The sequence below is a fragment of the Verrucomicrobiota bacterium genome, from assembly GCA_019247695.1.
GTDB lineage: Bacteria > Verrucomicrobiota > Verrucomicrobiia > Chthoniobacterales > JAFAMB01 > JAFBAP01.
In genome coordinates, this window is record JAFBAP010000025.1 from 1 (window position 1) to 25,064 (window position 25,064).

Here is a 25,064-nt window from a genome sequence, read left to right on the forward strand (position 1 = left end):
GATGAAGACCAGCAGCAGGTCGGGGCGGCGGCGCTCGATTTGTTCTAATGCGGCGGCGTAGGCGGCCTTGCGCCAGCCGTCGAGCGGGTCGCTTAAGGGCAGCCAGTCGCCGAGCTTTTGGAGCCGGGCCCGTTGGAGCCGTTGGCGGGCCTTACCGGTTTGGGGCACCGGGATGGCGAGGTGGCGGGTGCGGGGCAAGGGGCTGCTGCCCTGGGGGGCGATGACGGTGATGTCCCACCGGGAGGCCAATCGGCCCAGGATTTCCTGCATACGGTTAGCCATGGGCGTGACCTGAGGCGGAAATTCGTAGCAGACGGCCAGCAGAGAGGGTTTGTCCAGGTCGTAACCCTCACGAGGGGCTTGCAAGGTCCTCAGCGTAAAATCCGTTATTGCGGGAGCGTGCATAGGTTCTGGAGTCAAGCCGGGAAATCTGCCGTCGAGTGGTAGTCCGTTACTATGTTCCCACCTCGGGAATTTCTCTTTTGGGCGGATTTCCAAACGAGCCATTGCCGAATAACCAAGCTCCCGTAACAGGTGAAAGAGACCAAGGCTCGGATCCCGTCCAGACTCAACACTCCAAGAGGATGTGAGAGATCCAAAAACGGCATGGCTACTGCCTGGCATGTGATCTCCAGCAGCGGCGTGATCCACAAGTACTGGACCCAGCCGCGCGCGTAGAGAATCAGTTGAGGTAGACCTGCGAAAATCCAGCCGCAGCTAACGGCGGCAAAACAGAGTAGCTCGCAATGCAGATGCTGGTAGTTAGGTCCCAGGATCCAGAGAATTCTGGCACTCGTGATGAAAATCACGATGAAGGTTGCTAGTGCCATGGCGACGGCAAGCCCCAGCGCGGCAACAGCTTTTTTCCAAAGGTCCGGGCCTAGTTGGGCGCGCGACAGTTTGGGTTCGATCACCTTGGAGAGCAGGGCTTGCGGAATGGCAGACAAAAGGCTGATACGGGTCAGCGCACCCAGGTCGGCTACCGACGAAGTTTTCCCGAACAGGCTGATCATTGCCATCCCGATTTGCGCTTGGAAGACGCTTGAAAGCGTAGAAGGCAGGACATTGACGTTGAGGCGGGTTAGCCGCCGGCCGATTTCGGGGTCAGGCGGCGTGTGGGGATCGGTGTAGGTTCGCGCGGTTTTTCCGATAACTTGTTTAACCACGAAGGCGGAGAGAAACACCGAGCTTAAGAGGGCAGTCGTGGCGTTGAGAGCACCGGTAAGAATCAGAAGTCCGATGGCTCCCATGCGCAACAATCCTTCTGCGAGGGCAGCTCGTTGTAGAAAGTTGTAGCGCCCGGATAAACGTACCGGGGTGCTGAATACCTGACGGTTGAATTCAACCGTCAGGACCCCCAGCGCTAACAAGAGCAGCAAACCGGTGCTCCAGAATGGGCAGCCGTTTTTAATCAGAAGGTAACCGAAGATGGGCAGGGCAACGGGTGCAGCTCCCGCCAGCAGCCTGCGCCGGTAGCGCATCGCCGAGGCAGCCAGCGCCCCCATCCGGGAGCGATCGCCGAGGTATTGGCCACCCATCGAGGTGAGCCCGGTGCCGATCCCCATAAGTGTGAAAACGCCCAGGGTTCCCTGGAGATTGTTTGCAAGGGCGTACCAGGCATAATGCTGCTTGTCCATGTTGTGGACGACCAGCACAGAGGCAAGCACAGAGCAGGCTTGGCAGGCGATTTCGAGGCCGAAAAACAACGTTAGCATGCGGCTCCAGCCGAGCAGCTTACTTCGGAGGACTGACTGTGGCGCAATGGGACCAGGTTTCCCGGATAGGATCGGCATCGGGTAGGTGTCCTCCTCAGGAACTGCAGTTCAGGGGCCGCAACCGTTCTCGCCGATCGAGAGCGGTCAAAGTCGACGCGGGCTTAGCGGACCCGCTTGATGGTTTCGGCATCCTTTCCGTCACGTTCACGTCATGTTTGATGGTGATTGAGCGGGACCAGCGCGGGTGCCGGCCCTGCAGAACCGGGCGGCGACAACGGCGTTGCGCTCACGTGGATTTATCGGCGCTCTGCTTCACTCCTTAAGAGGCATGTGGGAAAAGTTTGGCCTCCGGTCACACGGCGGGCGCGGCGGGTTAGGCGGGCACAACGACTGAGTTCACACGGCGAACACGGCGGAACACGGCGACCACGGCGGGAAGAGGGGAGAGTTCGGGGTTCGGAGTTCGGAGCGGAAGAGAATGCCACACATGAAGCGGGTGCCGGGTGTCGGGTGGGAGAGACGCTATATCCGTCGTGCGCCCCCTAATCTGTGTCAATCTGTGGATGTTTTCTCTTTTCTGCGTTCTCTGCGTGTTCTGCGGATGATTCCTGTTTTCCCGCCGTGTGCCGCCGAAATATAGGACCCGGCCCTACGGCTGCTCCGAACGCTGAACTCCGATCTCCCCTCAATCTGTGTAATCTGTGTAATCTGTGGACCGCTTAACCTGGGGATCGAGGAAGGCGAGGAGCCGGGCGGTGACGTTAGGCCAGCCGAAGACGGCGTCGTGGCGTTGGCGGATTTCTTCGGCTGAGGGGGGCTGGGCGATCAGGTCGAGGGCGTTCTGGGCGTAAACGTGCGGTTGATTGGGGGCGCAAAGTTTGATTCCGGCCCAGGGTGGGTCCACCAAAAGGCCGTCGGTCCAGCGGGTCACGGTGGAGCAGACGGGCACCCCGTGCTGAAGGGCGGTGATGGCCGAGCCGCGCCGGGTGGAAAGCCCGTCCGCGAACGGGCCCAGCATGACGTCCATGGCCCGGATCCGAAGCGCGGCTTCTTCAGGGGGCAAGGGGCCTTCATCACGAAGATTCAGCTCCGGGCACTCGGCCCGGAGGGTCCGGCCGCCTTTGCCGACCGACAGGAGGATGGTGTCGGGAAAACGGCGCTGGACGGCTTCGGCCGCGACCCTTACCAGCCGGGATAGTTTGCTGACGTGACCGGAGCCGAACGCGCCGAGCACCTTGGTCTCCGGATCGATGCCTAAACGTTGACGTGCCTCTGCTTTGGAAAATGGGCAGCACGGGAGGTTGGATCCGACCGGCAGGTGAATGCAGACCGCCCGGGGTGTGCAGGCGTGGACCTGGCCGATCCAACGTTCGCTGGAAACGAAGATCGCGTGCGCCAGCCGGGTCAGGGCCAGGAATTGAGGCCATTGCCAAAGGCGCATGACGGTGAACTTCCAGGGCCACGCCGGGACGTACGTTTCGTGGAACATGACCGCGATGCAGGTGCGGGAGCGCCGGCGAATGGCCGTCAGGGCCTCGATCAGCCAGGGGTTGAAACCTCGGGGGCCGAACCCGAAAGGGTTATACTGGACCACGAGCCAATCGAGGTCAGGCGCCAGGTGATCCGCCAGGGACCGGAGGGTGGCGGGCCGGTCGGGGTCAAAACAGCGCGTGACGGTGATCCCGGCGCTTTCCAGGCCGGCAGCGGTCGCGTCAAGGCTGCGGGGTAACGCGTCACCGGCTTCGAGGCGCGCTTCGGAGGTCAGCACCTGAACGGGACATCCTTGTTGTGCAAGCTCCCGGCTCAAGCGCCAGGTGTAGTCACCGATACCGTCAATCCGGGGCGGGAAACCGCCGCAGAGCAACCCGAACCTGGCTGCAGCCGGGGCGGGCGACTCGGGCAGCGGCAGTCCATTAAATACGGCGGTGGGAATCGGCCCGGCTTCCTCTGGGTCCGGTCTCGCTGAGGGGGTGAGAAAGCAATCCTTAAAGGCGCTATCCATAGCAAGACGAATAAGTTCAGATAATTAACATAATTTCCAGGTAAATACCCAATTTTCTAAAGATTTTTGCGATCAGGCCGTTGCTCACTCGCAATGCACCGGTCCCTCAGGCCGGCCGGACAGGACAAAAAATTTATGACCAGACTGATCAAGGAGAAGTTGCGCGCGTTGGGGGTGGGCCTGGTGATGTTGCCCGCCGTGGCAGGTGTGGCCCAGACCGCACCGGAACACCAATCGGCCGAACACCATTCCTCGGCTGCGCATCAGGCGCTGATGGCCCAACTGGGGGGCAAAACCATCGCGGCGGCTACGCCGCAGGAGCTTGGGCGGGCGGTCAGACAGGCCATTCAAGCGAATCCCAAGCTGGCGAAAGCGCTCGTACATGATGTCTACTCCCAGTTGGGAGTCAATGACGGTCGAAAAGCCCTGGCCGTTATCGACGCGGTGCAGTCCGTGGTGCCCGCAAGCGAGCTGGCCCAATACGTCCGGATCGCGGTTGAAGCGTTGTCGACGCAGGTGGTGGATGGTGAGGGCATGACGGTGCGTATGGTCATCGGACCGTTGCTTACCAATGAAGCGGCGGCGTTGGAGCCGTCGGAAGCCACCGCGATCTCAAATGCCGTCGGCTCGCTGTTCTCGTCAGCGGGTGGAGGAGGCGCGGCGCCCCTCAACCTGCAAGGACCGGCAGGAGTAAGCAACCCGGCTAACTTCTCCAACAGCGGCGGAAGCGTTAACTCCCCGTCCAGCTAGTAACGGGTAACGGGTAACGGGTAACGAGTAACGGGTAACGGGTAACGGGTAACGGGTAACGAGTAACGGGTAACAAGTAACGGGTAACGGGTAACGGGTAACGGGTGGCCCGGACGCGTAATCTTACCAGGTGGAAACCAAGGATGCGTAACTGAGGATTGGAGACGAGTCACGGACAGGTTGCTTTCCGGCAACTCGCTACCCGTTACTCGCTACCCGTTACGCACAACGGAGTGACAGCGTGAGTGTTTCATGCCGGATTTGTTTCCTGGATCAGTCCGGGGAGTTGGGCGGAGCGGAGCTCTGCCTGGCGGACTTTGCGGAATTTGCGCGGCACCGCTCTACGGTAGTCCTGTTCGGGGAAGGACCGTTCGCGCAGGTGTTGCGGGAGCGGGGCGTCGACGTGCGGGTGGTTCCATTGCCGGGCAGCGCGGCCGGCGTCAGTAAATCATCCGGGCCATCAGCCTGCATCAGGGCGGCTTTGGGCCTTTTGCCTTTTCTGTGGCGGGCCGGCCGGATCGCGCGGGGCCACGACCTGTTGTACGCCAACACGATGAAGGCGCTGGTGGTGGCGGCCGCGCTGAGCGTTTTGCTGCGCAAGCCGTTCTGCTTTCACCTGCACGACGTGCTGAGCGCCTCACATTTCAGCGCCGTCAACCGCCGGCTGGCGGTTTTTCTGGCGGACCGGGCCGCGCTGGTGGTGGCCAACTCGCAGGCGAGCGCCGAAGCTTACCGCGCGGCAGGAGGCAGGAATCCCAGGCTGCACGTTTTGTACAACGGCTTTTGCCTTGAACGGTTCTCGCCGGTTGCGCCCGAGTCAGCCCGGCAGGCGTTGCCGTCAGGGCTGCGCGGCGATTTTCCGGTGATAGGCCTTTTCGGGCGGGTAACCCCATGGAAGGGACAACACGTGCTGATCGAGGCGCTGGCGCTTCTGCCCGGGGTGCACGCGTTGATCGTCGGTGACGCACTTTTCACGGAGGACGACCGCCGTTACCGGCAGGAACTGGGGGCGCTGGCGGAGCGGCTTGGGGTCAGGGAACGCGTCCACTTCACCGGGTTTTTACCGGACATCCGGCCGCTGGTGTGCGCCGTGGACGCGGTCGTGCACTGCTCGGTTGCGCCGGAACCGTTCGGCCGGGTGGTGGTTGAGGCGATGCTGCTGGGGCGGCCGGTGGTGGCGGCCGGTGCGGGTGGGGTGCTGGAACTGGTCCATGAGGGCCGCACGGGGCTTTTGACCGAGCCGGCCGACGCGCGCGGTCTGGCCCGGGCGATCCGTTCGCTTTTGGACAACCCGGACCGCGCGCAAGCCCTGGGGCGGGCCGCCCGTGAGGAAGCGCGGGACCGTTTCGGCCTGAAGGGGATCATCTCCCGTTGGAACGCATGGATGGAAGGTCTGGCCGCCGGCGCCGACGCCGGTGCCGGTCAGGAGGAATTGCGATGCGCCTAGCCCTGGTCCACGATTACCTGATCCAGATGGGCGGGGCCGAACGGGTCGTCGCCACGATGGCGGACGCATTTCCCGAAGCGCCCCTTTTCACGAGCGCCGCAGACCGGGAACGTTTACTGTCACCGCTGGATCAGCGCGAGATCACGACCGCCCGGTGGCTGGAACGGACCCCGGGCCTGCGCCGGCATTTCAAGAAGTATTTCATGTTTTATCCGGCTGCGTTCCGGTCCCTGGGCCGGGTCGACGCCGAGGTGGTCTGGATCAGCAGCAGCGGTTTTTCCAAATGGATCCGGACGCGGCCCGGCGCGGTGACCGTGTGCTACTGCCACACGCCCCCGCGTTTCTTCTGGGAGCCGGACGAATACTTGCAGCACGAGGTCAGCAACCCGCTCCTGCGCACCCTGGCGAAAGGCGGGCTCGCGGCCTTGCGCCGGGCGGACTTTGCCCGGGCCCAGCGGATCACCTATTTCGTCGCCAACTCCCGGTGCGTGCAGAGGCGCATCCGGGAGTTTTACCGGCGGCATTCGGAGGTGATTCATCCGCCGGTGGACGTTGACCGGTTTGAGGTCTCCCCGGTGGCCGGCGACTATTACGTGGTGTTGTCGCGCCTGGTCGGCTACAAGCGGGTCGACCGGGCGGTGGAAGCTTTCAACCGGCTCGGGCATCGGCTGATCGTGATCGGCGACGGTCCGGATCGCAAACGCCTGGAGGCGTTGGCCGGGCCGACGGTGGAATTTTACGGCCGGGTGAATGATGGGGAAGCGCGCCGCCTCCTGGAGAGTGCGCGAGGCCTCATCTTCCCCGGCCGTGAGGATTTCGGGATCGCGCCGGTCGAAGCCCAGGCTTGCGGCAAGCCGGTGGTTGCTTTCGGGGCCGGGGGCGCCCTGGAAACCGTCATCGACGGGGAAACGGGCGTACTGTTCTTCGAGCCTACCCCGGAGGCGCTGGCGGACGCCGTGCTGCGCTGTGACCTTATCGATTGGGATTTTTACCGGATCCGGCGTAATGCCGAGCGTTTCGCCCGCCCGGTGTTTTTGCGCCAGATGTCGGACTTTCTCGCCCGGGTAGGCGCCACGTCGCGCCGGCAGGAGACGCCGGCGGAAGCAGCGGCGTAACCGGGCTCAACCTTATGCGAAACGACAATTTTTCACCTTATGCTTTCGCATCGTGTCCGAGGCCTGAATAACGTTTATTACTGCCTGCTGGCGGGTATCCTGACGGTTTGCTTCTGGCTTTACCTCCTCGGCCTGGGAGGAACGCTGGGCCGCTACGCGGGGTACAATTACCAGCAGTACATCATCTATAACGTGGCCGGGGTCGTTGCCCTCGCCATGATGGCGTTTCGTACGCAGGTCCGGCACGGCTACACGCTGGCTTGTGATCCCTGGAGCAATCACCGCGTCGCGTTTCTTAACTCGTCGGCGGTCGGGGTGGCGATCCTGCTGGTGCTGGCGGCGACAAAGGATTTTTCCATTTCGCGCTTCTTCGTCTTCACCTTCCTGCCGTTGCTGTACGCGGCGTTCTTCTTTTGTCACCGCTTCGTACCGGGGATTTTGCTGCGCCGATTTTTCCGGCGACATTACGTCCAGCGGGGGCTGCTGGTCGGTTGCCTGGAGGAGGCGGAGACGATGACGCAATGGCGTGCCCAGATGGCGAGCCTGGGAGTGGAGTTCGTCTGTTTTTCCGACGATTCATGGCATGAGGCGCAAGGAAAGGAAGGCGCATTGGCTTCGCTGGAGCGCGTGGTCCGGCGCCAGCGCATCGCGCACGTCGTGTTGCTTGGGTTGCCGGAAAACCGGGCGTTTGTCCAAGGCCTTTCGGCGATCTGCAACCGCCACGGTTCGCGGTTGCTGGTGGTGAATGGGTTAAGCGATTATTTCGGGCGGCCGGTCACCCACTCGAGCCTGTGCGGCATGGACGTCATCGACGTCATGGAAGAACCGCTGGAGAACCCGCTGAATCGCCTGTGCAAACGGATCATCGACGTCGCCCTGGCCCTGCCGGTCGTCGCCTTCGTCCTGCCGTTGCTGATCGTGGTGGTCTGGATCGTGCACCGTCTGCAATCGCCCGGCCCCCTCTTTTATCGCCAGACCCGTTCGGGCCGTTGCAACCAGCCATTCCGGATTTTCAAGTTTCGCACGATGCACGCGGCGCGCCGGGGACAGGGGCGTCAGGCAACCCAGGAGGATGCGCGGGTGTTTACCTTGGGGCGTTTCCTGCGGCGGACGAGCCTGGACGAAATCCCGCAGTTCATCAATGTCCTGCGGGGCGACATGAGCGTGGTCGGTCCCCGGCCTCACATGGTGATTCACAACCGCAGGTTCTGCCAGGCGATGGCGTCCTACCACGTCCGGGCGTTCGTCAAACCCGGGATTACGGGGGTGGCGCAGGTCCTGGGTTACCGCGGGGAGGCCAAGACCGATGCCGACATCGAGGCGCGGGTAAAGCATGACCTGGAGTACATCCAGCACTGGTCGATCTGGCGCGATATCCGGATCATCCTGGAGACCGGCCGGCAGGTCTTTTTCCCGCCGAGAACCGCCTATTGAGAGGGGCAGTGATGTTCGGGGTTCGGTCACACGGCGGGCGCGACGGGTTTGGCGGGCACAGCGGAAGAGTTCACACGGTCACACGGCGGCCGCAGCGGGTGTGGCGGGTGTGGCGGGCACAACGACTGAGTTCACACGGCGAACACGGCGGACCACGGCGACCACGGCGGGAAGAGGAAACGGGTCGGAGTTCGGAGGTCGGGGCTGGGAGCCCGGCTCTGCCGCCCGGGATCTGTACATGGTTTTAACAGATTCGGAAACGCAGCCGTCGGCAACGACCCCGCGGCCCGGGCCGCCGGGCGCCGTTTTGCAGAACTTTTGGGTTGAGGGCCCGCGCTGGGCGCTGCTGGGCGTCGTCCTTGCGGCCCCGTGGGTGTACGGAGCGACGCGCCCTTGGGCGAGGCTGTGGCTCACCGAGGTGCTGCTCGGTCTGACCCTCTGGTTCGTCGCCGGACGCGTGGTTGTGCGACGGTTGCCCCGGATTCATCGGGCGGCGGCGTTGTTTACGCTGCTGCTCCTGCTGCAGGGTTGGGGCATGGCCTGGAACGCCAGGCAGCGATTCCGGCCGGAGGTGTTTGCCTTTACCACGGTGCCGAGTCCCGTGCCTTGGTTGCCGGGTGTGGTCGACGCCGGGATTGTGCAGGAGCGGCTGGCGCTGGTTACCGGGTTGGTGGGCGCTTTCTGGGTGGCAGGCGACCTCGCGTTCCATGCCCGGTGGCGAAAACGGTTCTGGACGGTGCTGGCCCTGAACGGGGCGGGCATCGCCGCCCTGGGACTCGCCCAGCGCATCACGGGGGCCGAGGGAATTTATTGGGGATCGCCCGTGGACACCGGGGCGACGTCATTTTTCGCGACGTACCGTTACCACGCGAACGCGGGGGCTTTCCTGAACCTGACTTTGCCGTTCCTGATCCTGAAAGCGGTACAGGTTTTTGGCAGGTTATCCGGAGCCGGCCACCGGCATTACGGGATCCGCTCCGGCGAACCGTGCGTAATCGAAAGCCGGTGGCGCAGGCTGGCCAACCTGCTGGAACGGGTGTTTCTGCCGGCGGCGGCACTGGTGACCGCGGCCGCGGGTTTCGTGAACGTGTCAAAGGCGGCCATGGCAATTGAGATCCTGCTCCTCGGGGCCGTCCTCATTTTCTGGTCGCTCGGCCGGGCCGGAAAAGGATTAGGCCGGCGGGAACTTGCGCTGGGCACGTTGCTCGCCGCCCTGGCCGGAGGAGTCATCTGGGCTTTCGGCTTTGAGGTTTCCTTACACCGGTGGCAGGAATTCCTGGCGGATTTCTCCTCCAACCCCCGATACCTCGTGGATGAGATCATCGTCCGGCGGGTTTTGAGCATCTCGGGATGGTGGGGCTTCGGCGCCGGGACTTTCCGGATCATTTTTCCGTTCTTCACCAGACCGTGGGGCGACCGGGTCGGGGGCGTCTGGGAGTACGCGCACGAGGATTACCTTCAGACCCTGGTGGAATGGGGCTTTATCGGGGCGGCGCTTTGGGCAGCCCTCTTCCTCGGAGGCTGGGTGACGGCGGTGGCCCGCCGCACGCAAAGCAGGGTCGCCTGGCCTGAGTCGACCCGGCTCTTTTCGCTGGGTTGCCTGCTGTCCCTCACGGGGGTGGGGTTGCATGCCCTGGTGGATTTTCCGCTCCAGATCGCCTCCCTGGCGCTGTACACCGCGGTGGTGCTGGCGTTTCTCTACCACCTGCCCGCCGAACCGCTTGTCCGCAGAAAAAAGGCATCCGCAGGCAAAAACGAAATGATCCGCAGAACACGCAGAAGAACGCAGAAAAGGAACAAAACGTCCACAGATTACCCGGATTAACACCGATACTGGTCTTTACTCCCGGCGGGCGGCGGCTGATCGCGCGGTACTCCAAAGCCGGGGGCAAATAACCATCCCGGGGTGGAGGGTGACATGCCTTCAATTTTTCTAATCTGTGTTAATCTGTGTAATCTGTGGATGTTTTATTCCTTTTCTGCGTTCTTCTGCGTGTTCTGCGGATCATTTCGTTTTTATCTGAATCGGCGTGATCCGTGGATCAAAACAGCTCCGGCTCCTGGGGCCGGGTGGCTTTGGATTTGCGGCGTTGCGAGGGAGAAGGCTTGGGCTTGCGTCGCGTGGTTTCCCAGCTCTTGAGCAGGGCTTTGAGGCGATTAATTTCCTGCCGGGCGGAGGTGATGTCCTGTTTAAGCTCTTTTTTGAGCTGGGCTCCGAGCTTGTCGAGGTCCTTCCGGGTTGAGAATTGCCATCCGGGATGCTGCTGAGCCATCCTGATTTGATTTTTGACCGCCCAGAGGGCCACCCGGTGATTTTCGGCTTCGGCCCGCAATTCCCAGACGGTGGTTTGCTGGGGGGTCTCGATTCCGAGCGAGTATTCGATCCGCGCATAGACGGTCCGCAACCGGTCAAGGTCCCGGTTATGGTAGGCCGCTTGCAGTTCATGCCAGAGTTCCGTGGAGATCGCCGGATCAAGCTTCGGGTCGCGCCGGTCGGGGTGCAGGATACCGACCAACTGGCGGTACAACGTTTTAAGGTGCGTTTCGAAGCCGGGCGCATTTCGCGCCGGTCCGGGGAGGGTATCGATAAGCCAGGAGAGATCTTCACCGAACGCGTCCTTACTGAAGCGCCTGACCTCCTCCCGGAAAGCGGCGCGCGCGTCAGGCGGCATATTGTCATGCATAAAGTGCTTGAACTGATCCTTCATCGCCGCCTCGAACTCCGCCTCATCATCAGGATCAGCGTCTTCGGGTCCTTCCGGCTCCCCCGGTTCGCCGGCAGCCCGGCGCGCTTCCTCCACCCGGACCTGCGCGTACGCTTTCTGCGGGGTCATTCCTTCGAACCAGACGCGCTCCTGCACCTCGCCGATCACGGCTTCAAGCTGATTCAGTTCTGTTTCCGCCTCCCGCATTTCGGTCAACAACTCGCCGGCAATACCTGAGAACCACCGCAAGAAGGCCGGTTGTTCGGCGTTCAAGAAGCGATCCAGTTTTCGGGTTTCCCTTTCCAGGGCTTTGCGCTGGGTTTGAATCCGTCGAAATGCCGCTTTCCGAATCGCCTCGGTATTGAGCACGACGAGGGGACCTCGCCGTTTCTGCCGTCCCTGGCGGGGTGGTATCGAACGCGGGTGTCTCCCCGCTTTCCGCGGTTTGCGTGGCATCCCCTTTTTTCCACGACGAAGCCGACGGGTGCAAGCCGGCAATGGCGGTCAGGTTATAGTTACAAAGGCTCCACTCGATCAGAGGCAGGGAAATTTCAATTTTGAGGAATAATTGAAATTTTGAGGTTTACTTGACTGCACCCGATCGGCATACGTAAGAAAGCACCCGAAAGCAGGCCGGAATCGACCCCGTGAAACGCGTTGATGATAATTAAATCTTTTGAAACGGCGGCAGCGCTGCTGGTCGCCGGTTTGATTTTCACGTTTCCCCTATCAGTGCTGAGAGCGCAGGTGTCTCCTGCGCCGGCCACGAACCCGCCTGGCCAGGAAACGCCGGCGGCGGCCGGCGGCGGCGAGTTGCAAAGAATCCTGGTTACCGGCACGCTCATCCCGACGGCGGAAACCGAAACGGCGCTACCGATGACGACTTACGACTCGGCGGCGCTTCGCGCCACCGGTTCGACGGCGCTTTCGGACTTTGTGCGTTACATTCCATCCGACTTCGGGGCGAGCGGCAACCAGGCGCAGAACTTTTTCTCAAACACCAGGGTGGCTGAAGTCGCCCTGGGCTCATCGACGATTGACCTCCGCGGCCTCGGTGACCGGTACACCCTGACGCTGGTCAACGGAGTTCGGGTGGGCGCGCTGCGCGACGTCGGCCTGATCCCGCAAAATTTCGTTGACCGGATCGACATTCTCAAGGATGGCGCCTCTTCGCGCTACGGTTCCGATGCCGTGGGCGGGGTGGTAAACATTCTGCTGCGCAAGGCCTTGCCGAAAGGCGAATACGCCGAGTTTGACGTCGCCTACCAGAACACCACCTCCGGCGACGCCGGCGCGCTTAACGTGACCGCGTTGGGCAGTTACCGCGACGATAAAGAAGCCATTATCGCGGGCTACGACTATTACCATCGAAATGCGCTCTTTGCGCGGGACCGGTTCATCACCTCAAATTCGGATACCCGGCGCCTGGGCGGGGCGGACGAGCGTTCATCCATTTTCCCAGGTTCGATTTTCGTTCCCACCGGGACGGGAACGGCGCAATACACGACGGTAAACCCGTTCGTCAATCCGGCGAGCGGCGCCGATTACCGGCTCGACCTGGGTACTGCCAGCCCCTACGACGAATATAATCTGTTCCGCGACGTTCCGACGATGCCGTCGTACGAGCGCAACTCAGCGTACGCCTCGCTCGAGTACACGGTTGACCCCACCTGGCTGCACTTAACCGGCACGTTTCTCTACACCCGATCGCAGTTTAAGTCCGAGTTTGCGTCAGTGCCGGATTCCGACATTGCATTCGGCGGCGCGACGAACAGCCCTTACTACCCGCTCTTTGCGGACGTGCTGGGGCCGAGTCCGACGGTGAACTACCGTTCTTTTGAGCTGGGGCCGCGCGTGCAGCTTTGGACCAATGAAGTTTACCTTTTCCAGACGGGCGCCAGCGGACAACTACCTTCCTTCAACGAAAAAGTCTATTCGCCGATTCAGTGGGAAGTAAATTTCTCGAGCGAAGAAAACGGCGCCACTGAATACCATAAGGGCGGTTACCGCGACGCCGTTCTGAGCCAGGAACTCCTGAGCGGGGAATTTAATCCGTTTGTGTCGATCTACGGGCCGCGCCAGGGCACCGTCGTGGTCGGCGGGGTGCCTTACAGCTACAATAACGCTGCGGCGCTCGGGCAGGCAGCGTATGACGAAACGGAGCGTTTCCCGCAGACGTTACGGGTGATTGATGTCGACTTGCACACGACGCTTTTGCCGGACCTGCCCCAAGGGGGGCTCACCCTTGCCGCCGGTTACGAGTACCGCTGGGAGACCCTCGGCAGTTATTATGGGCCGTATTCCCTGGCCGGCGACGTGCCGGGATTCAACGCGGTCAGCTTTAACTTTCTCGATCGCAGCGAAACGGGAGCGATCTTCGGCGAGGGATTACTGCCCCTTATCACGCCCGAGATGAAAATCCCGGGCATTTACTCATTCGACGTCGGCGCCGCGGTCCGTTATGAGCGCACCTCGCAATCCGGACCGGACCCGCGCACGAATGGAGAGGGGTTCGTCGTGAGTCACTTCCACCAGACGGTCCCGAAAGTCACCTTGCGATACCAACCCATTCAGGACGTCACGTTGCGGGCTTCGTATTCGGAGGCCTTTCGCACCCCGGATCTGAATGATCAGTTTCTGGCCCAGGAGATCAGCTTTCCGGAGATTTTCAACCCCGGAACCGGAAGGATCGAGGAACCTTCGAATGGGGTTATCGTGGGCGGCAACCCCGATTTGAAACCGGAGACGGCCCGGCTCTATACCGCCGGGATCGTCTGGTCGCCCAAATTTGTACCGGGCACCCTGACGTTAAGCGCGGATTATTACGGCATCTACCAGAAGAACCTGGTCCTGATGGGTGACCCGCAACCGATCATCCAGGCCTACTTTTCTCAAGGTCTGTTCTCCAACCTGATCTCGTTTAACCCGGACGGAAGTTTCAACCAGATCAACGCGGTTGCCCTGAACGTTGCCAGCCGCGACGTCGAAGGCCTGGATCTGAGTCTGGTTTACCAGACGCCGCGGTTTGAATGGGGTCAGCTGACACTTAACACCGAGTGGAATTACACGCTGAAGTACAAGGTCCAATATTCCGCGGGCGCCCCGGTAACCAACTACCTGGGAAGGTATTCTGACCCGGGTAACGGGGATTTGTCCCCGGGAGCGATCCCGTACTGGAAAGGGTACGTCGACCTGGCCTACCAGCTTGGCGGGTTCGGAGCCGGGCTGCGAGTCAACTACGTCGGGGGGTATTGGGACGACCCCAACGCCATTCAGGTAAGCCCGCCGGAGCGAAAAGTGCGGGAATACACGACGCTGGACCTGCGGATTTCCTACGAGATCAAGAGACCTGAACCGATTGCGGCCGACAACCGTCTCACCGCTTCCTACGGGAAGGATGGCAAGGAGATCACCGCGCCGCCGGGCACGTACGGCAAGCCGTCGTGGTGGTCAAGGCTCCTGGGCGGCACGACCATCCAGGCCGGCGTCAACAACGTGTTTGACACCGAGCCCCCCTTTTCTGCCGGGGCGGCCGCGTCCCAATTTACGACGTACGACACCTCGCTTTACGACATTCGCGACCGCGTCTGGTACGTGAGCCTGCGCAAAGTGTTCTGAGCCAGCCCCGCGTTTTTGCGGGTTTACACCGTCCGGTTTGCGGGTAGGAGAAGGGGGTATGCAGCTTGAACAAGGGGCCCTCTCGAGGGCCAATGAATGGCTGGACAGCCTGGTATGTTACGTGCCCGGCAAGCCGGTCGAAGACGTCGCCCGGGACCTGGGGCTGGACCCGGGGCAGATCGTCAAACTCGCCTCCAACGAAAACCCGCTGGGACCGTCGCCGAAAGCAGTCGAGGCCATGCAGGCCGCGCTGCCCAAAGCCCATTTCTACCCGGATGGCGGCGCTTACCATTTACGTACGGCGATTGCCGGACGGTTCGGCCTGGACCTGGAAAATGTCGTCCTGGGCAACGGTTCAAACGAGATCATCGAATTTCTCGGGCACGCCTTTCTGCAGCCCGGTGACAACATCGTGGTCGCCCGTCACGCCTTCTCGGTTTACCGGATCATGGCGCATTTGTTTGGCGCGGAGACGATCGAGGTGGATGACCCCGGGTTCGTAGCCGACGTGGACGCGATGGCCGCCGCGGTGAATGCCCGAACCAAGGTCATTTACCTCGCGAATCCGAATAACCCCACCGGCACCGTGGTGGATGAAGCGCAGCTCGACCGGTTGGTGTCGCTCGTGCCTGATTCGGTGGTGATCGCCCTTGACGAGGCGTATTATGAATTCCTTTCCGGGCCGCCCGACACGCTGAAGTACCTCCGGGACCGCGATAACGTAATCCTGCTGCGTACGTTCTCCAAGATCCAGGGCCTGGCCGCTCTCCGCATCGGGTTCGGCCTGGCCCATCGCCGGCTTATCCAGCTTCTCCATAAGACGCGCCAGCCGTTCAACGTGAATGCGATCGCGCAAGCGGGCGCCCTGGCGGGTTTGCAGGATGACGAACACCAGGCGCGGACCCGGGAAATCACCGACCAGGGACGCGCTTTCCTGCAGGAAGAGCTTGCCCGCCGCGGGCTGGAGTTCGTGCCGAGTTCGGCCAATTTCATCCTGGTCAGGGTGGGCAACGGCCAGGACCTGTTTCAACGGCTCCTGCGGCGCGGCATGATCATCCGGGCGATGAATGAGTATAAATTGCCTGACTGGATCCGGGTCAGCATCGGCACCCCTGAACAGAACCGGCGGTTCATCGACGACCTTGACGCCGTGCTAGCCGCGCGACGTACCGGTTGATCCGCAGAGAACGGAAAAAGATCCGCAGAACACGCAGAGGACGCAGAAAAAGAGATGGGCCGGGCGAAATGGAAGAAGATGACGACGTTCTCTCTCGATCGCCGCAACGGGATCCGGAGACGTACCGAATTCTCGGGGCGGCATTCGAAGCCCAAAGGGAGTTGGGGACCGGTTTCCTCGAGCCTGTTTACCAGGAGGCGCTTGCCATCGAGCTCAATTTGTGCGGAATACCGTTTGAACGGGAGAAACCAATCCCGGTTTTCTACAAAGGCAGGCAGCTAGGTCACCCCTATAGACCGGATTTCCTCGTAGCCGGTCGAGTGGTGGTGGAACTTAAAGCCCTTGATGCCATCAGTAATCGGGAAGTGGCCGAGGTGCTTAATTACTTGAGAGCAGCACGGTTGGAGAAAGCGCTGCTGCTGAACTTCGGAACCACGCAGTTGCAGTTTCGCCGTCTCGTGCGCCAGCAGGTGACCAAAAATCAGGATTTTTCTGCGTGATCTGCGTGTTCTGCGGATATTTGTTTTCCCGCTGTGTGACCTAATCTGTGTAATCTGTGGACGATTTTAGTCTGTAATCTGTGGATAGTTTTCATCTGTGGAGGTTTTGTCGGACACGATTGCGGCGGTGGGGACACCGGCGGGTGAAGGGGCGATTGCGATTTTGCGCGTTTCCGGACCGGAATCGAAGCGGATCCTGGACGCCGTTTTCAAGCCGCGGTACGGCAAGGCGGTGACGCGGCCGCGTCACGCTTACTTCGGTGCGATCGGGGACGAGACCGGCGTTCTGGACCATGGCGTCGCGATCTGGTACCGGGCGCCGGCAAGTTACACGGGTGAAGACGTGGTCGAACTCAGCTGTCACGGCGGTTTACTGGTCGCGCAGCGCATCCTTGAACTGCTGTTGAGGAAAGGCGCGCGGCTCGCTGAGCCCGGCGAGTTTACCCGGCACGCCTTCCTCAACGGGAAGATGGATCTGACTCAGGCCGAAGCCGTCATGGACCTGATCCGGGCCCAGACTGACCTTGCCCTGCGCGCCGCCAACCAGCAGCTCAACGGCAACCTGGGTGCCGATCTGCTCGAATTGCAGGACGGGCTGCTCACCGTCCTGGCGCACGTGGAGGCTTACATCGATTTTCCGGACGAGGCGATTGATCCGGAGACGGCCGGCGCCCTGGCCGGGCGCGTGGAGGAGATCCGGGGACGCATCGATCAGCTGCTCGCCAGCGCGGAACAAGGCCGGATTCTCCGGCACGGTTTGCGTACGGTGATCTACGGGCAGCCGAACGTCGGCAAGTCAAGTCTGCTCAATTTATTGCTCGGGTTCGAACGGGCGATCGTGAGCGAGCTGCCGGGTACTACGCGAGACACCATCGAGGAGGTGATCAATGTGCAAGGTATCCCGGTGCGCCTGATCGACACGGCCGGGGCTCGACTGACCCAGGACGTCCTTGAACAGGCCGGCATCGACCGTACCGCCCGTGAGCTCGGCGATGCCGACCTGGTGCTCTGGGTGGTGGACGGCAGCGCGCCCCGGCCGGCCGGCCTCGCCCCGCCGGCGCAACATTACTTGTTGATCCTGAACAAGTCCGATCTCGGCAGCCATCCGGATTGGGACCGGGTGCCGGACGCGATTCGCTTTTCCTGCCGGGAACGCCGGGGGACGGATGCCTTGAGAAAGGCCATCTTCGGCTTTTTCCTGCACAGCGGCGGCGCCAGCAGCAGCGGCGAAGATTTTCGCATCGCCATCAGCGTGCGCCACCAGCGCTGTCTAACCCGCGCGCGAGGCGCCCTGGAAGAGGCGCTGACGAGTTTCCGCGAGGAAAACTCTCCCGAGCTGACTGCGGTGGAGCTCCGCGAGGCCCTGGACGCCATCGGCGAGGTAGTCGGCAAGACTGACACGGAAGATCTGCTGGGCAGGATCTTCAGCGAATTTTGCATTGGAAAGTGACGCGCCGGCCAGGACGCGGCGCCATTTTATCTTCCTTGGCTGACTCGTCCGTTCTGATCTAACAGTCTGGTGTGGATTGGTATCAGGACATCCTCCGGCCCGTTTTCTTCTGCCTTGATCCCGAGTTCGCGCACGATGTTAGCCTCCGGACGCTGCAATTTGCATCCCGGGCGCCGGGCTTGCTGCGATGGTGGTTTACCGGCAGCATCGCGCCCCGGCCTCGAAAGGTGTTCGGTCTAACCTTCCCTAACCCGGTGGGCCTTGCAGCCGGGCTCGATAAGAACGCTGCGGCCATTCCCGCCTGGGCCGCGCTCGGTTTCGGGTTTGCCGAGGTGGGAACCGTCACGGCGGAGGCCCAGCCCGGGAATCCGAAACCGCGGCTCTTCCGGTACCCTCAACATGAAGCTTTGGTGAACCGGATGGGATTCAACAACGACGGCGCGGGCGCCATCGCCGGCCGCATCCGCGCGGCACGGGGACGACCCTCCTGGCCCGGAATCCCGCTCGGCATCAACATCGGAAAAACCAAGGTCGTGCCGCTGGAGCAAGCAGCGGAAGATTACCTGCACTCCTTCAGGCTGCTCCGGGACCTGGGCGACTACTTCGTGCTGAACGTGAGCTCGCCGAATACGCCCGGGTTGCGAACCCTGCAGGAACGCCCGGCGCTCGGCGCCCTTTTCCGGGCCGTCCAGGCGGAGAATCCGGGCAAACCGATGCTGGTGAAGATCGCGCCGGACCTTGGTTTTGAGCAAATCGAGGATGTGCTCGCATTGGTGCAGGAACATGGATTGGACGGTTTGATCGCGACCAACACGACCCTCAATCACCAGGGGCTCGGCAGCGCCCAGGGAGAATCGGGAGGTTTGAGCGGGCGCCCGTTAGGCGGGCGTTCTTTGGAGATCCTGCGGTTTTTAAAGGCGCGCACGTCTATCCCGGTGATCTCTGCCGGCGGCATCATGGATACGGCCGACGCTCAGGCGAGGTTTGATGAAGGTGCGGACCTGATTGAACTCTATACCGGTTTTATCTACGGCGGACCGGCCCTGGTCCGGAGGATAGTCCGGCGCATTCGGTGATCGATCAAATAAGCGACTCAGTTAAGATAAAGAGCGAATTGATCAAATCGTAGCAACTGACTGGAACGCGACAGAAAATGGGAAGGCGCGCCGAAGCGCGCCTTCCGGTGACTGTTGGTTAATCGGTTGTTGGTTGTGGTTGGCTTCTATTTTTTGATTGAGATTAACGACGGCGAAAATCGCGGTCACGTCCACGGCGCGAATCCTTCGACCCGCCGCCACGCGAAGCGTCAGCCTGGAAGAACCGATCCTGGCGAGCTTCTGGCGGCCGCGCCTCGTTTACCGTCAGGGGACGATTATCGAGGGAGAACCCGTTGAACTTACTGATCGCTTCGCTGGCTTGTTCATCGGAACCCATCGTAACGAACCCAAACCCACGCGACTTGCCGGTGAGTTTATCCTGAATGATCTTTACATCAACGACCGTGCCAGCCTGAGCGAACAAATCCTGCAGATCCAACTCGGTGGTCGCGAAAGAAAGATTACCTACGTACAATTTAGCAGACATAAATGACTATAACCTTGGACGCCTCCTCGAGCAGGCACTAGCCCATGGTGGACCCAATCGCCAATGAGTCGAAACTCCTGACAATCACCCCGAACGAAAAGAAGTCAGTAATCGCGTACGGCATGAAGCCGCCGGTTTCAAGTTAATCTTTCCGGACGGCCCTAGAGAGAACCCCGGAAATGGGATCAGGAGGGTTCCGAGGTAAACCTCATTGAATTTCGCAGGCGGCCTTCACGAAACAACGGCCGGCTCGAGCACCGGAGCGGCCTGGGCGCCCGTTTCGGCCCGGTAATGGAATGCAACGGAGATCAATACGTCGGGATGCAGGCTTTGGTGCACCGGGCAGGTCCGGGCGGCGTTTTCGAGGGCGCTCCGGTGCGGATGGGAGGCCGGCAACGGCACATGGATATCGACGTGCAAGGTGCCGATCCGGCGTACCGGCTGCTGAACCATCTCCTTGGCGACGGTCACCCGGGTGCCGCGGAGGTCGATCTCGTGCCGGGCGGCGAAAATCCCCATGACCGTGACCATACAGGTCCCGAGCGCCGTGGCTACCAGGTCGGTCGGCGAAAACGACTCGCCTTTGCCGCCGTTGTCGACCGGTGCGTCAGTGATTAATCGGGTGCCGGAGGGACCGTGGACGGCCTGGGTGTGAAGCTGGCCCTGGTATTCAATCTCGATCGTGACCATGCAAGCATCATCGATCATTGATAACCGGCGATCAACCACGGGGGGTGGCGGGTGTCGAGTGTCGAGTGTCGAGTGTCGGGTGGCGGGTGGCGGGTGGCGGGTGGCGGGGCGATCACGGGTCCTGTAACCCGAAAAAGGCGCGTGCGGTGGCCGTGGTTTGCTCCGCCACTGCTTCCAGGCTGATGCCGCGCGCCTGGGCGATGGCTTCAGCGGTGGACCGTACGAACGCCGGTTCGCAACGTCTTCCCCGGAAAGGGACGGGCGCAAGGAACGGGGCGTCGGTTTCGATCATGAATTTGTCGAGGGGAAGCTCCGCTGCCGCCCGCCGGACCTCCGCGGCATTCTTGAAGGTGACGATCCCGGTAAAGGAAACAAGGTGTCCCAGGTCGAGCACTTCCTCGGCCTGGGCAAGGTTACCGCTGAAGCAGTGGAAGACGGCGCGCACATCATGTTTCCGAAGGATGGCGAGCGTGTCGTCCCACGCGTCACGCTGATGGATCACAACCGGCCTGGCCAGTTCTTCCGCCAGTTCGAGCTGTTGTTCGAACGCGGCTGCCTGCGCCGCCTTGAGCGCTTCATCCTGGATTTCGAGTTCTACCGACCCGAGCGAAGCCGCGCCGAGGGCTGAGCGGACGATGTCCTCTTTTTCCTTGCGGCTCGGCAGGTAATGGTAATCAAGGCCGATCTCGCCGATGGCCACGATTTTCGGCCGGCTCGCCACTTGCCGCAGTTCGGCGGCGAAATCCGGCTGATCGATTTGTACGTAGTTGGGGTGGATTCCGGCGGTGGCGTAGACTTGCCGGTACTGCGCCGCCAACGCCAGGACGCGACCCGTCGATGCCAGGTCGGTGCTGATCGAGATGATCCGGCCCACGTCGTTCTCGGCTGCCCGGGCGAGCACCGCGTCGAGATCACCGGCGAACTCAGGAAAATCGAGGTGCGCGTGTGTGTCGACTAGCATGGAACCGGTGACGGGTAACGCGTAACTAGTAACTGGTAACTGGTAACTGGTAACTGGTAACTGGTAACTGGTAGCGGGTAACTCGTAACTGGCGGCGGCCAATCGTATCCGGCGTCCCGCTGGATTGCTCAGTCCTCTTGAAGCTTGGCGTACTTGCCGCTTGCACATACCCGGACCTTAACGGGCCGAGTACAACCAGCCACGAGTTACGAGTTACCCGTTACTCACCACTGTATCACGGAGCTGGCCCACGTCAGGCCGCCGCCGAAGACCACCAGGAGGATGTAGTCGCCGATTTTGATGCGCTGGTTGCGATGCGCCTCGTCCAGCGCCATGGCGACGGCAGCCGCGGACGTGTTTCCGAAGCGGTCAAGGTTCACGTAGAACTTGTCCATGGGCAGGCGCATCCGTTCAGCAATGGCCTCGATGATCCGGAAATTCGCCTGGTGGGGAATCACGCAGGCGATATCCTCATACTTGAGGCCGGCGTCTTCCAAAGCGCGGTTCGCGGCCGTAAACATCGAGGTAACAGCCTGTTTGTAGACTTCTTTGCCGGCCATTTTGATGGTGTTAAGGCGTTTCGACAGGTTTTCCGGCGTGATCGGGCAACGGCTGCCGCCTCCAGGCATGATCAGGATGTCGGTAAAGGTGCCGTCGCTGCCCATGTAAGTCGAGATCACCCCGTGAGAGTTTGGCCGGTTGCGCAGGACGGCGGCGCCTGCGCCGTCGCCGAACAGGACGCAGGTGTTGCGGTCGGTCCAATCGGTGATCGCGCTGAGTTTGTCGGCGCCGATGATCAGGACGGTATTGTAAACGTGGGTGGAAATGAACTGCTGGGCGATTTCCAGCGCGTACAGGAACCCTGCGCACGCGGCGGAAACGTCAAAGCACGCGGCCCGCATCGCGCCGAGTCTCTTCTGCACCCAGCAGGCAGTCGCGGGGAAGGCGGTGTCCGGCGTCACGGTCGCGACGATGATGAGGTCAATTTCGTCGGCGGTGACCTGGGCTTGTTCCATGGCGGCAAGGGCGGCCTCGGTCGCCATGTCGCTGGTGCTCTCGTCCGGGGCCGCGATTCGCCGTTCGGCGATCCCGGTCCGGGTTCGGATCCACTCATCCGAAGTGTCCACCATCTGCTCGAGCTCCCGGTTGGTCATGACCCGCTTGGGCACGTAGCTTCCGGTGCCGATGATGGAAACTGTGCGGCGTGGCTTACTGGACCGACGTGGGGGCGGTGGTAGTGGTGAACTTCTCATTATAAGACTGCAATTCGCGAAGGATTTGAGGGTTGATCTCGTGCTGGATCGAATCGCACGCAGCACGGATCGCGTTTTTGATGGCCAGGGCGGAACTGGCGCCGTGCGCAATGATACAGATGCCGTTCACCCCCAGGAGCGGCATTCCGCCGTACTCTTCGTAGTTGGTTTTCTTTTTGATCGATCGGAAAGCGCCTTCGGCGAGCTTGGCGCCGAGCTTGCGGACCGGTGTCCGGAAAAGCTCGTGTTTAAGCCAGGTGAAGATCGCGTGGGCGATCGCTTCTGACGTCTTCAACACCACGTTCCCGGTAAATCCGTCGCAAACGACGACCTCGGCCGGATTTTCGAAAAGGTCATGGCCTTCGATGTTGCCTCGGAAGTTGAGGCCGCTCCGGCGCAGCAGTTTGAAAGCTTCCCTGGTAACGTCGTTACCCTTCGTGTCTTCCTGACCGATCGACATGAGGGCGACGGAAGGGTTCTTGTACCCTAAAAAGTGCTCGGAAAAGACGGCACCCATGATGGCAAACTGGACCAGGTTTTCAGGCGTTGAGTCGGGGTTGGCGCCGCCATCAATAAGGACAAAGACCTTGGTCTCCGTCGGCAACAGGCAGGCCACCGCAGGCCGCTCGATGCCTTTAAGGGTTCGGAGTTTAAGTACTGAGGCAGCAACGGCAGCGCCGGTGTGCCCTGCCGAAACGACCGCCTGGGCAGCATTGTTCTTGACCAGGTCGACTGCCCGCGAGATGGAAGCGTCCTTTTTCTGCCGGATCGCCTTCGCAGCTGACTCCCGCATATCGACGACTTCCGATGCGTGAAAAATCTCGATGCGGTCATCCTGGTATGCGAGGCGGTTGAGTTCGTTGCCGATCGTAACGGCGTCGCCTACCAGAAACAGCTTTTCGATATGGCGGTATTCCTTAAGCGCGAGTACCGCTCCTTCAATGGTATTGCGTGGGGCGAAGTCACCGCCCATGGCATCTAAAGCAATCCTCATAAGATCACGTGACTCGCGGCAGGAAGGTCAGCGCTGGTAGGAGAGGCACTAGCCCAAGAAGAATCAGCGATCAACTGGAAATCGTAACGGCTGAACCACGATTTGCCATTTGTCCCGGCGGGCACGCTTCCACCGGCTGCGGAGTCGAAAGGCCCCGACAACAGCCGCCTGGCACCCCGCCGGCGCACTTCCCGGGCCAGGCGGGGTTCGCCGATCACGAGGGGCAATTCAGGCTTCCTGGACTCCCGGCTGCCCCTTTGATCCGAAAGCCCTGAAAATCGTGGAAGGTCCGCCGGACAAACCGCGGCCCTCAGGACCGCTGCGGATTGATCCGTTCCGGAGTTCGTTCAGAACGATCGAGCGCCGCTTCAAAGAATGGTCATTGATTCGGAACGAATCCCATGGCGGCCACCTTAAGCGGCTTCGACGGTGAGGATCTGGCGTCCTCGATAATAGCCGCAAGACGGGCAGGCGATATGGCCGCGCACCCGGCTGCCGCATTGTGAGCATTTGGTCAACTGCGGCGCGTGCCAGCGGTTGGCGGCCCTCCGTGTACGCAGCCGCATCTTGGACGTTTTTCTCTTTGGAACACCCATCTCAGTTGATCTTCGGTTTCAAATCTAAATCGTCGAGCGCGTCCCAGGCGCTTGGCACCTGTGTAGGCTCCGCATCGAGCGTCAGGCCCTGCACCCGGGGTCCCGGGCACGTGGTCTTTCCATCCCAATCACACCGGGGGTGCGCAGGAAGGACGAGGAGGATATCTTCACGAACCAGCGGCGTCAAGTCGATGACCTCGGGGCCGGTCAGGTCAACCTGCGCGGCAAAATCGGGTACCACGAGCGGGTACACGTATTTTCGTAAACAGCTTACGCACTCAAGTTCCAGGTTGACCCAGAGCCGCCCGGTGGCAAAAAGGGAGGTCCCCGAAACGCCGACCTGCAGATCGTAAGCCACGTGGTCCAGCGGGTGAACGTGCGGTTCGTTCAGTTCGAGGATTTCCGTTTCTTCTTTGCCGACCAGGTGAATACCTTCCGGCGGTACTTGCAAGAGATGAACCTTCATAAGCCTGGAGGGGCACCGCGCTGAGGAGATCGCCTCGGTGCCGCCTGAGCGACCAAGATACCAACGGCGCGCTAAGTTTTCCACCTGAGCGAGGGCCCTGGAGTAAAAAATTCCACAAATGCCACAAGCGCAAAAATGCGACAAATGGAAGAGGGTGTCGGGTAACGGGTAACGGGTGTCGGGTGTCGGGTGTCGGGTGTCGGGTCAGACGGCGGGAAGGCAGGAATCATCCGCAGAACACGCAAAAGAGAAATTCATCCACAGATTACACAGATTGACACAGATTAACGAACTCCGAACCCTTTTCTCTTCCCGCCGTGGTCGCCGTGTGAACTCGGCCGTTGTGCCCGCCAAACCCGCTGTGGCCGCCGTGTGACCGAACTCCGAACTCCGAACCCCGAACTCCACACCCGTTACCCGTTACTCGTTACTCGTTACTCGTTACTCGTTACTCGTTACTCGACACCCTCTTCCATTTGTGGCATTTTTTCACTTGTGGCATTTGTGGCATTTCCTAGGATCTGAGTTTCGCGTCCAGGGCTTTGGCCACGCAGGACGGGACGAAAGCGTCCACGCTGCCGCCCAGACGTGCAATTTCCTTGATGAG

Annotated in this window: 22 protein-coding genes; 10 read left to right on the plus strand and 12 right to left on the minus strand. The window is 61.3% G+C overall.

The features are described 5' to 3' along the window. The 3 genes from JO015_02740 to JO015_02750 form a co-directional block, all read right to left on the minus strand. On the minus strand, nt 1-405 hold a 405-nt coding region (locus JO015_02740; protein ID MBV9998008.1), incomplete at its 3' end, for a hypothetical protein. 11 nt (nt 406-416) lie between these two features. Then, a complete protein-coding gene (locus JO015_02745) occupies nt 417-1,715 on the minus strand; it encodes a hypothetical protein (protein MBV9998009.1) in 1,299 nt (432 codons plus the stop codon). 685 nt (nt 1,716-2,400) lie between these two features. Then, nucleotides 2,401-3,717 carry a glycosyltransferase family 4 protein gene (locus JO015_02750; protein ID MBV9998010.1) on the minus strand — a complete coding sequence of 439 codons (1,317 nt, stop codon included), beginning with the start codon at nt 3,715-3,717 and terminating at the stop codon, nt 2,401-2,403. A gap of 135 nt (nt 3,718-3,852) precedes the next feature. Here JO015_02750 and JO015_02755 point away from each other — a divergent pair, with 135 nt between their 5' ends. From JO015_02755 to JO015_02775, 5 genes are all read left to right on the plus strand, one after another. Continuing rightward, nucleotides 3,853-4,467, plus strand: coding sequence for a hypothetical protein (locus JO015_02755; protein ID MBV9998011.1), 615 nt, complete (start codon nt 3,853-3,855; stop codon nt 4,465-4,467). A 241-nt stretch (nt 4,468-4,708) separates the two neighbouring features. Continuing rightward, on the plus strand, nt 4,709-5,914 hold the full coding sequence (locus JO015_02760) for a glycosyltransferase family 4 protein (GenBank protein ID MBV9998012.1): 1,206 nt from the start codon (nt 4,709-4,711) through the stop codon (nt 5,912-5,914). After that, complete coding sequence (locus JO015_02765) at nt 5,905-7,029, plus strand: glycosyltransferase (GenBank protein ID MBV9998013.1); 1,125 nt, start codon at nt 5,905-5,907, stop codon at nt 7,027-7,029. Before JO015_02760 ends, JO015_02765 begins: the two co-directional genes overlap by 10 nt. A gap of 39 nt (nt 7,030-7,068) precedes the next feature. Then, nucleotides 7,069-8,463, plus strand: a complete 1,395-nt coding sequence (locus JO015_02770) for an exopolysaccharide biosynthesis polyprenyl glycosylphosphotransferase (GenBank protein ID MBV9998014.1) — start codon at nt 7,069-7,071, stop codon at nt 8,461-8,463. 238 nt (nt 8,464-8,701) lie between these two features. After that, the gene (locus JO015_02775; GenBank protein ID MBV9998015.1) at nt 8,702-10,288 is read left to right on the plus strand and encodes an O-antigen ligase family protein; all 1,587 of its coding nucleotides are present in this window, start codon (nt 8,702-8,704) and stop codon (nt 10,286-10,288) included. 217 nt (nt 10,289-10,505) lie between these two features. Here JO015_02775 and JO015_02780 read toward each other — a convergent pair whose 3' ends face one another. Both JO015_02780 and JO015_02785 read right to left on the minus strand, forming a co-directional pair. Then, the gene (locus JO015_02780; protein MBV9998016.1) at nt 10,506-11,537 is read right to left on the minus strand and encodes a hypothetical protein; all 1,032 of its coding nucleotides are present in this window, start codon (nt 11,535-11,537) and stop codon (nt 10,506-10,508) included. Between the two features lie 182 nt (nt 11,538-11,719). Beyond that, nucleotides 11,720-11,887, minus strand: coding sequence for a hypothetical protein (locus JO015_02785; GenBank protein MBV9998017.1), 168 nt, complete (start codon nt 11,885-11,887; stop codon nt 11,720-11,722). A gap of 28 nt (nt 11,888-11,915) precedes the next feature. Here JO015_02785 and JO015_02790 point away from each other — a divergent pair, with 28 nt between their 5' ends. The 5 genes from JO015_02790 (at nt 11,916) to JO015_02810 (ending at nt 18,989) form a co-directional block, all read left to right on the plus strand. After that, nucleotides 11,916-14,786 carry a TonB-dependent receptor gene (locus JO015_02790; GenBank protein MBV9998018.1) on the plus strand — a complete coding sequence of 957 codons (2,871 nt, stop codon included), beginning with the start codon at nt 11,916-11,918 and terminating at the stop codon, nt 14,784-14,786. A gap of 58 nt (nt 14,787-14,844) precedes the next feature. Further along, a complete protein-coding gene (locus JO015_02795; protein ID MBV9998019.1) occupies nt 14,845-15,963 on the plus strand; it encodes a histidinol-phosphate transaminase in 1,119 nt (372 codons plus the stop codon). Between the two features lie 68 nt (nt 15,964-16,031). Continuing rightward, entirely contained in the window at nt 16,032-16,463 is a 432-nt protein-coding gene (locus tag JO015_02800) for a GxxExxY protein (GenBank protein MBV9998020.1), read from the plus strand. Nucleotides 16,464-16,569: 106 nt separating this feature from the next. Further along, nucleotides 16,570-17,913 carry a tRNA uridine-5-carboxymethylaminomethyl(34) synthesis GTPase MnmE gene (mnmE, locus tag JO015_02805; protein ID MBV9998021.1) on the plus strand — a complete coding sequence of 448 codons (1,344 nt, stop codon included), beginning with the start codon at nt 16,570-16,572 and terminating at the stop codon, nt 17,911-17,913. 71 nt (nt 17,914-17,984) lie between these two features. Beyond that, entirely contained in the window at nt 17,985-18,989 is a 1,005-nt protein-coding gene (locus tag JO015_02810; protein ID MBV9998022.1) for a quinone-dependent dihydroorotate dehydrogenase, read from the plus strand. 163 nt (nt 18,990-19,152) lie between these two features. On the opposite strand, the gene JO015_02815 is transcribed toward JO015_02810, so the two are convergent. The 7 genes from JO015_02815 to JO015_02845 form a co-directional block, all read right to left on the minus strand. Next, nucleotides 19,153-19,497, minus strand: a complete 345-nt coding sequence (locus JO015_02815) for an RNA-binding protein (GenBank protein MBV9998023.1) — start codon at nt 19,495-19,497, stop codon at nt 19,153-19,155. A gap of 231 nt (nt 19,498-19,728) precedes the next feature. Beyond that, complete coding sequence (locus JO015_02820; GenBank protein ID MBV9998024.1) at nt 19,729-20,187, minus strand: OsmC family protein; 459 nt, start codon at nt 20,185-20,187, stop codon at nt 19,729-19,731. Between the two features lie 112 nt (nt 20,188-20,299). Beyond that, nucleotides 20,300-21,148, minus strand: coding sequence for a TatD family hydrolase (locus JO015_02825; protein ID MBV9998025.1), 849 nt, complete (start codon nt 21,146-21,148; stop codon nt 20,300-20,302). Nucleotides 21,149-21,372: 224 nt separating this feature from the next. Then, a complete protein-coding gene (locus tag JO015_02830) occupies nt 21,373-22,401 on the minus strand; it encodes a ketoacyl-ACP synthase III (GenBank protein ID MBV9998026.1) in 1,029 nt (342 codons plus the stop codon). Next, entirely contained in the window at nt 22,358-23,395 is a 1,038-nt protein-coding gene (gene plsX / locus JO015_02835; protein ID MBV9998027.1) for a phosphate acyltransferase PlsX, read from the minus strand. The genes JO015_02830 and plsX overlap by 44 nt, the downstream gene beginning before the upstream one ends. A gap of 413 nt (nt 23,396-23,808) precedes the next feature. Further along, on the minus strand, nt 23,809-23,991 hold the full coding sequence (gene rpmF / locus JO015_02840; protein MBV9998028.1) for a 50S ribosomal protein L32: 183 nt from the start codon (nt 23,989-23,991) through the stop codon (nt 23,809-23,811). A 1-nt stretch (nt 23,992) separates the two neighbouring features. Beyond that, nucleotides 23,993-24,457, minus strand: a complete 465-nt coding sequence (locus tag JO015_02845; GenBank protein ID MBV9998029.1) for a hypothetical protein — start codon at nt 24,455-24,457, stop codon at nt 23,993-23,995. Between the last annotated feature and the right edge of the window lie 607 nt (nt 24,458-25,064).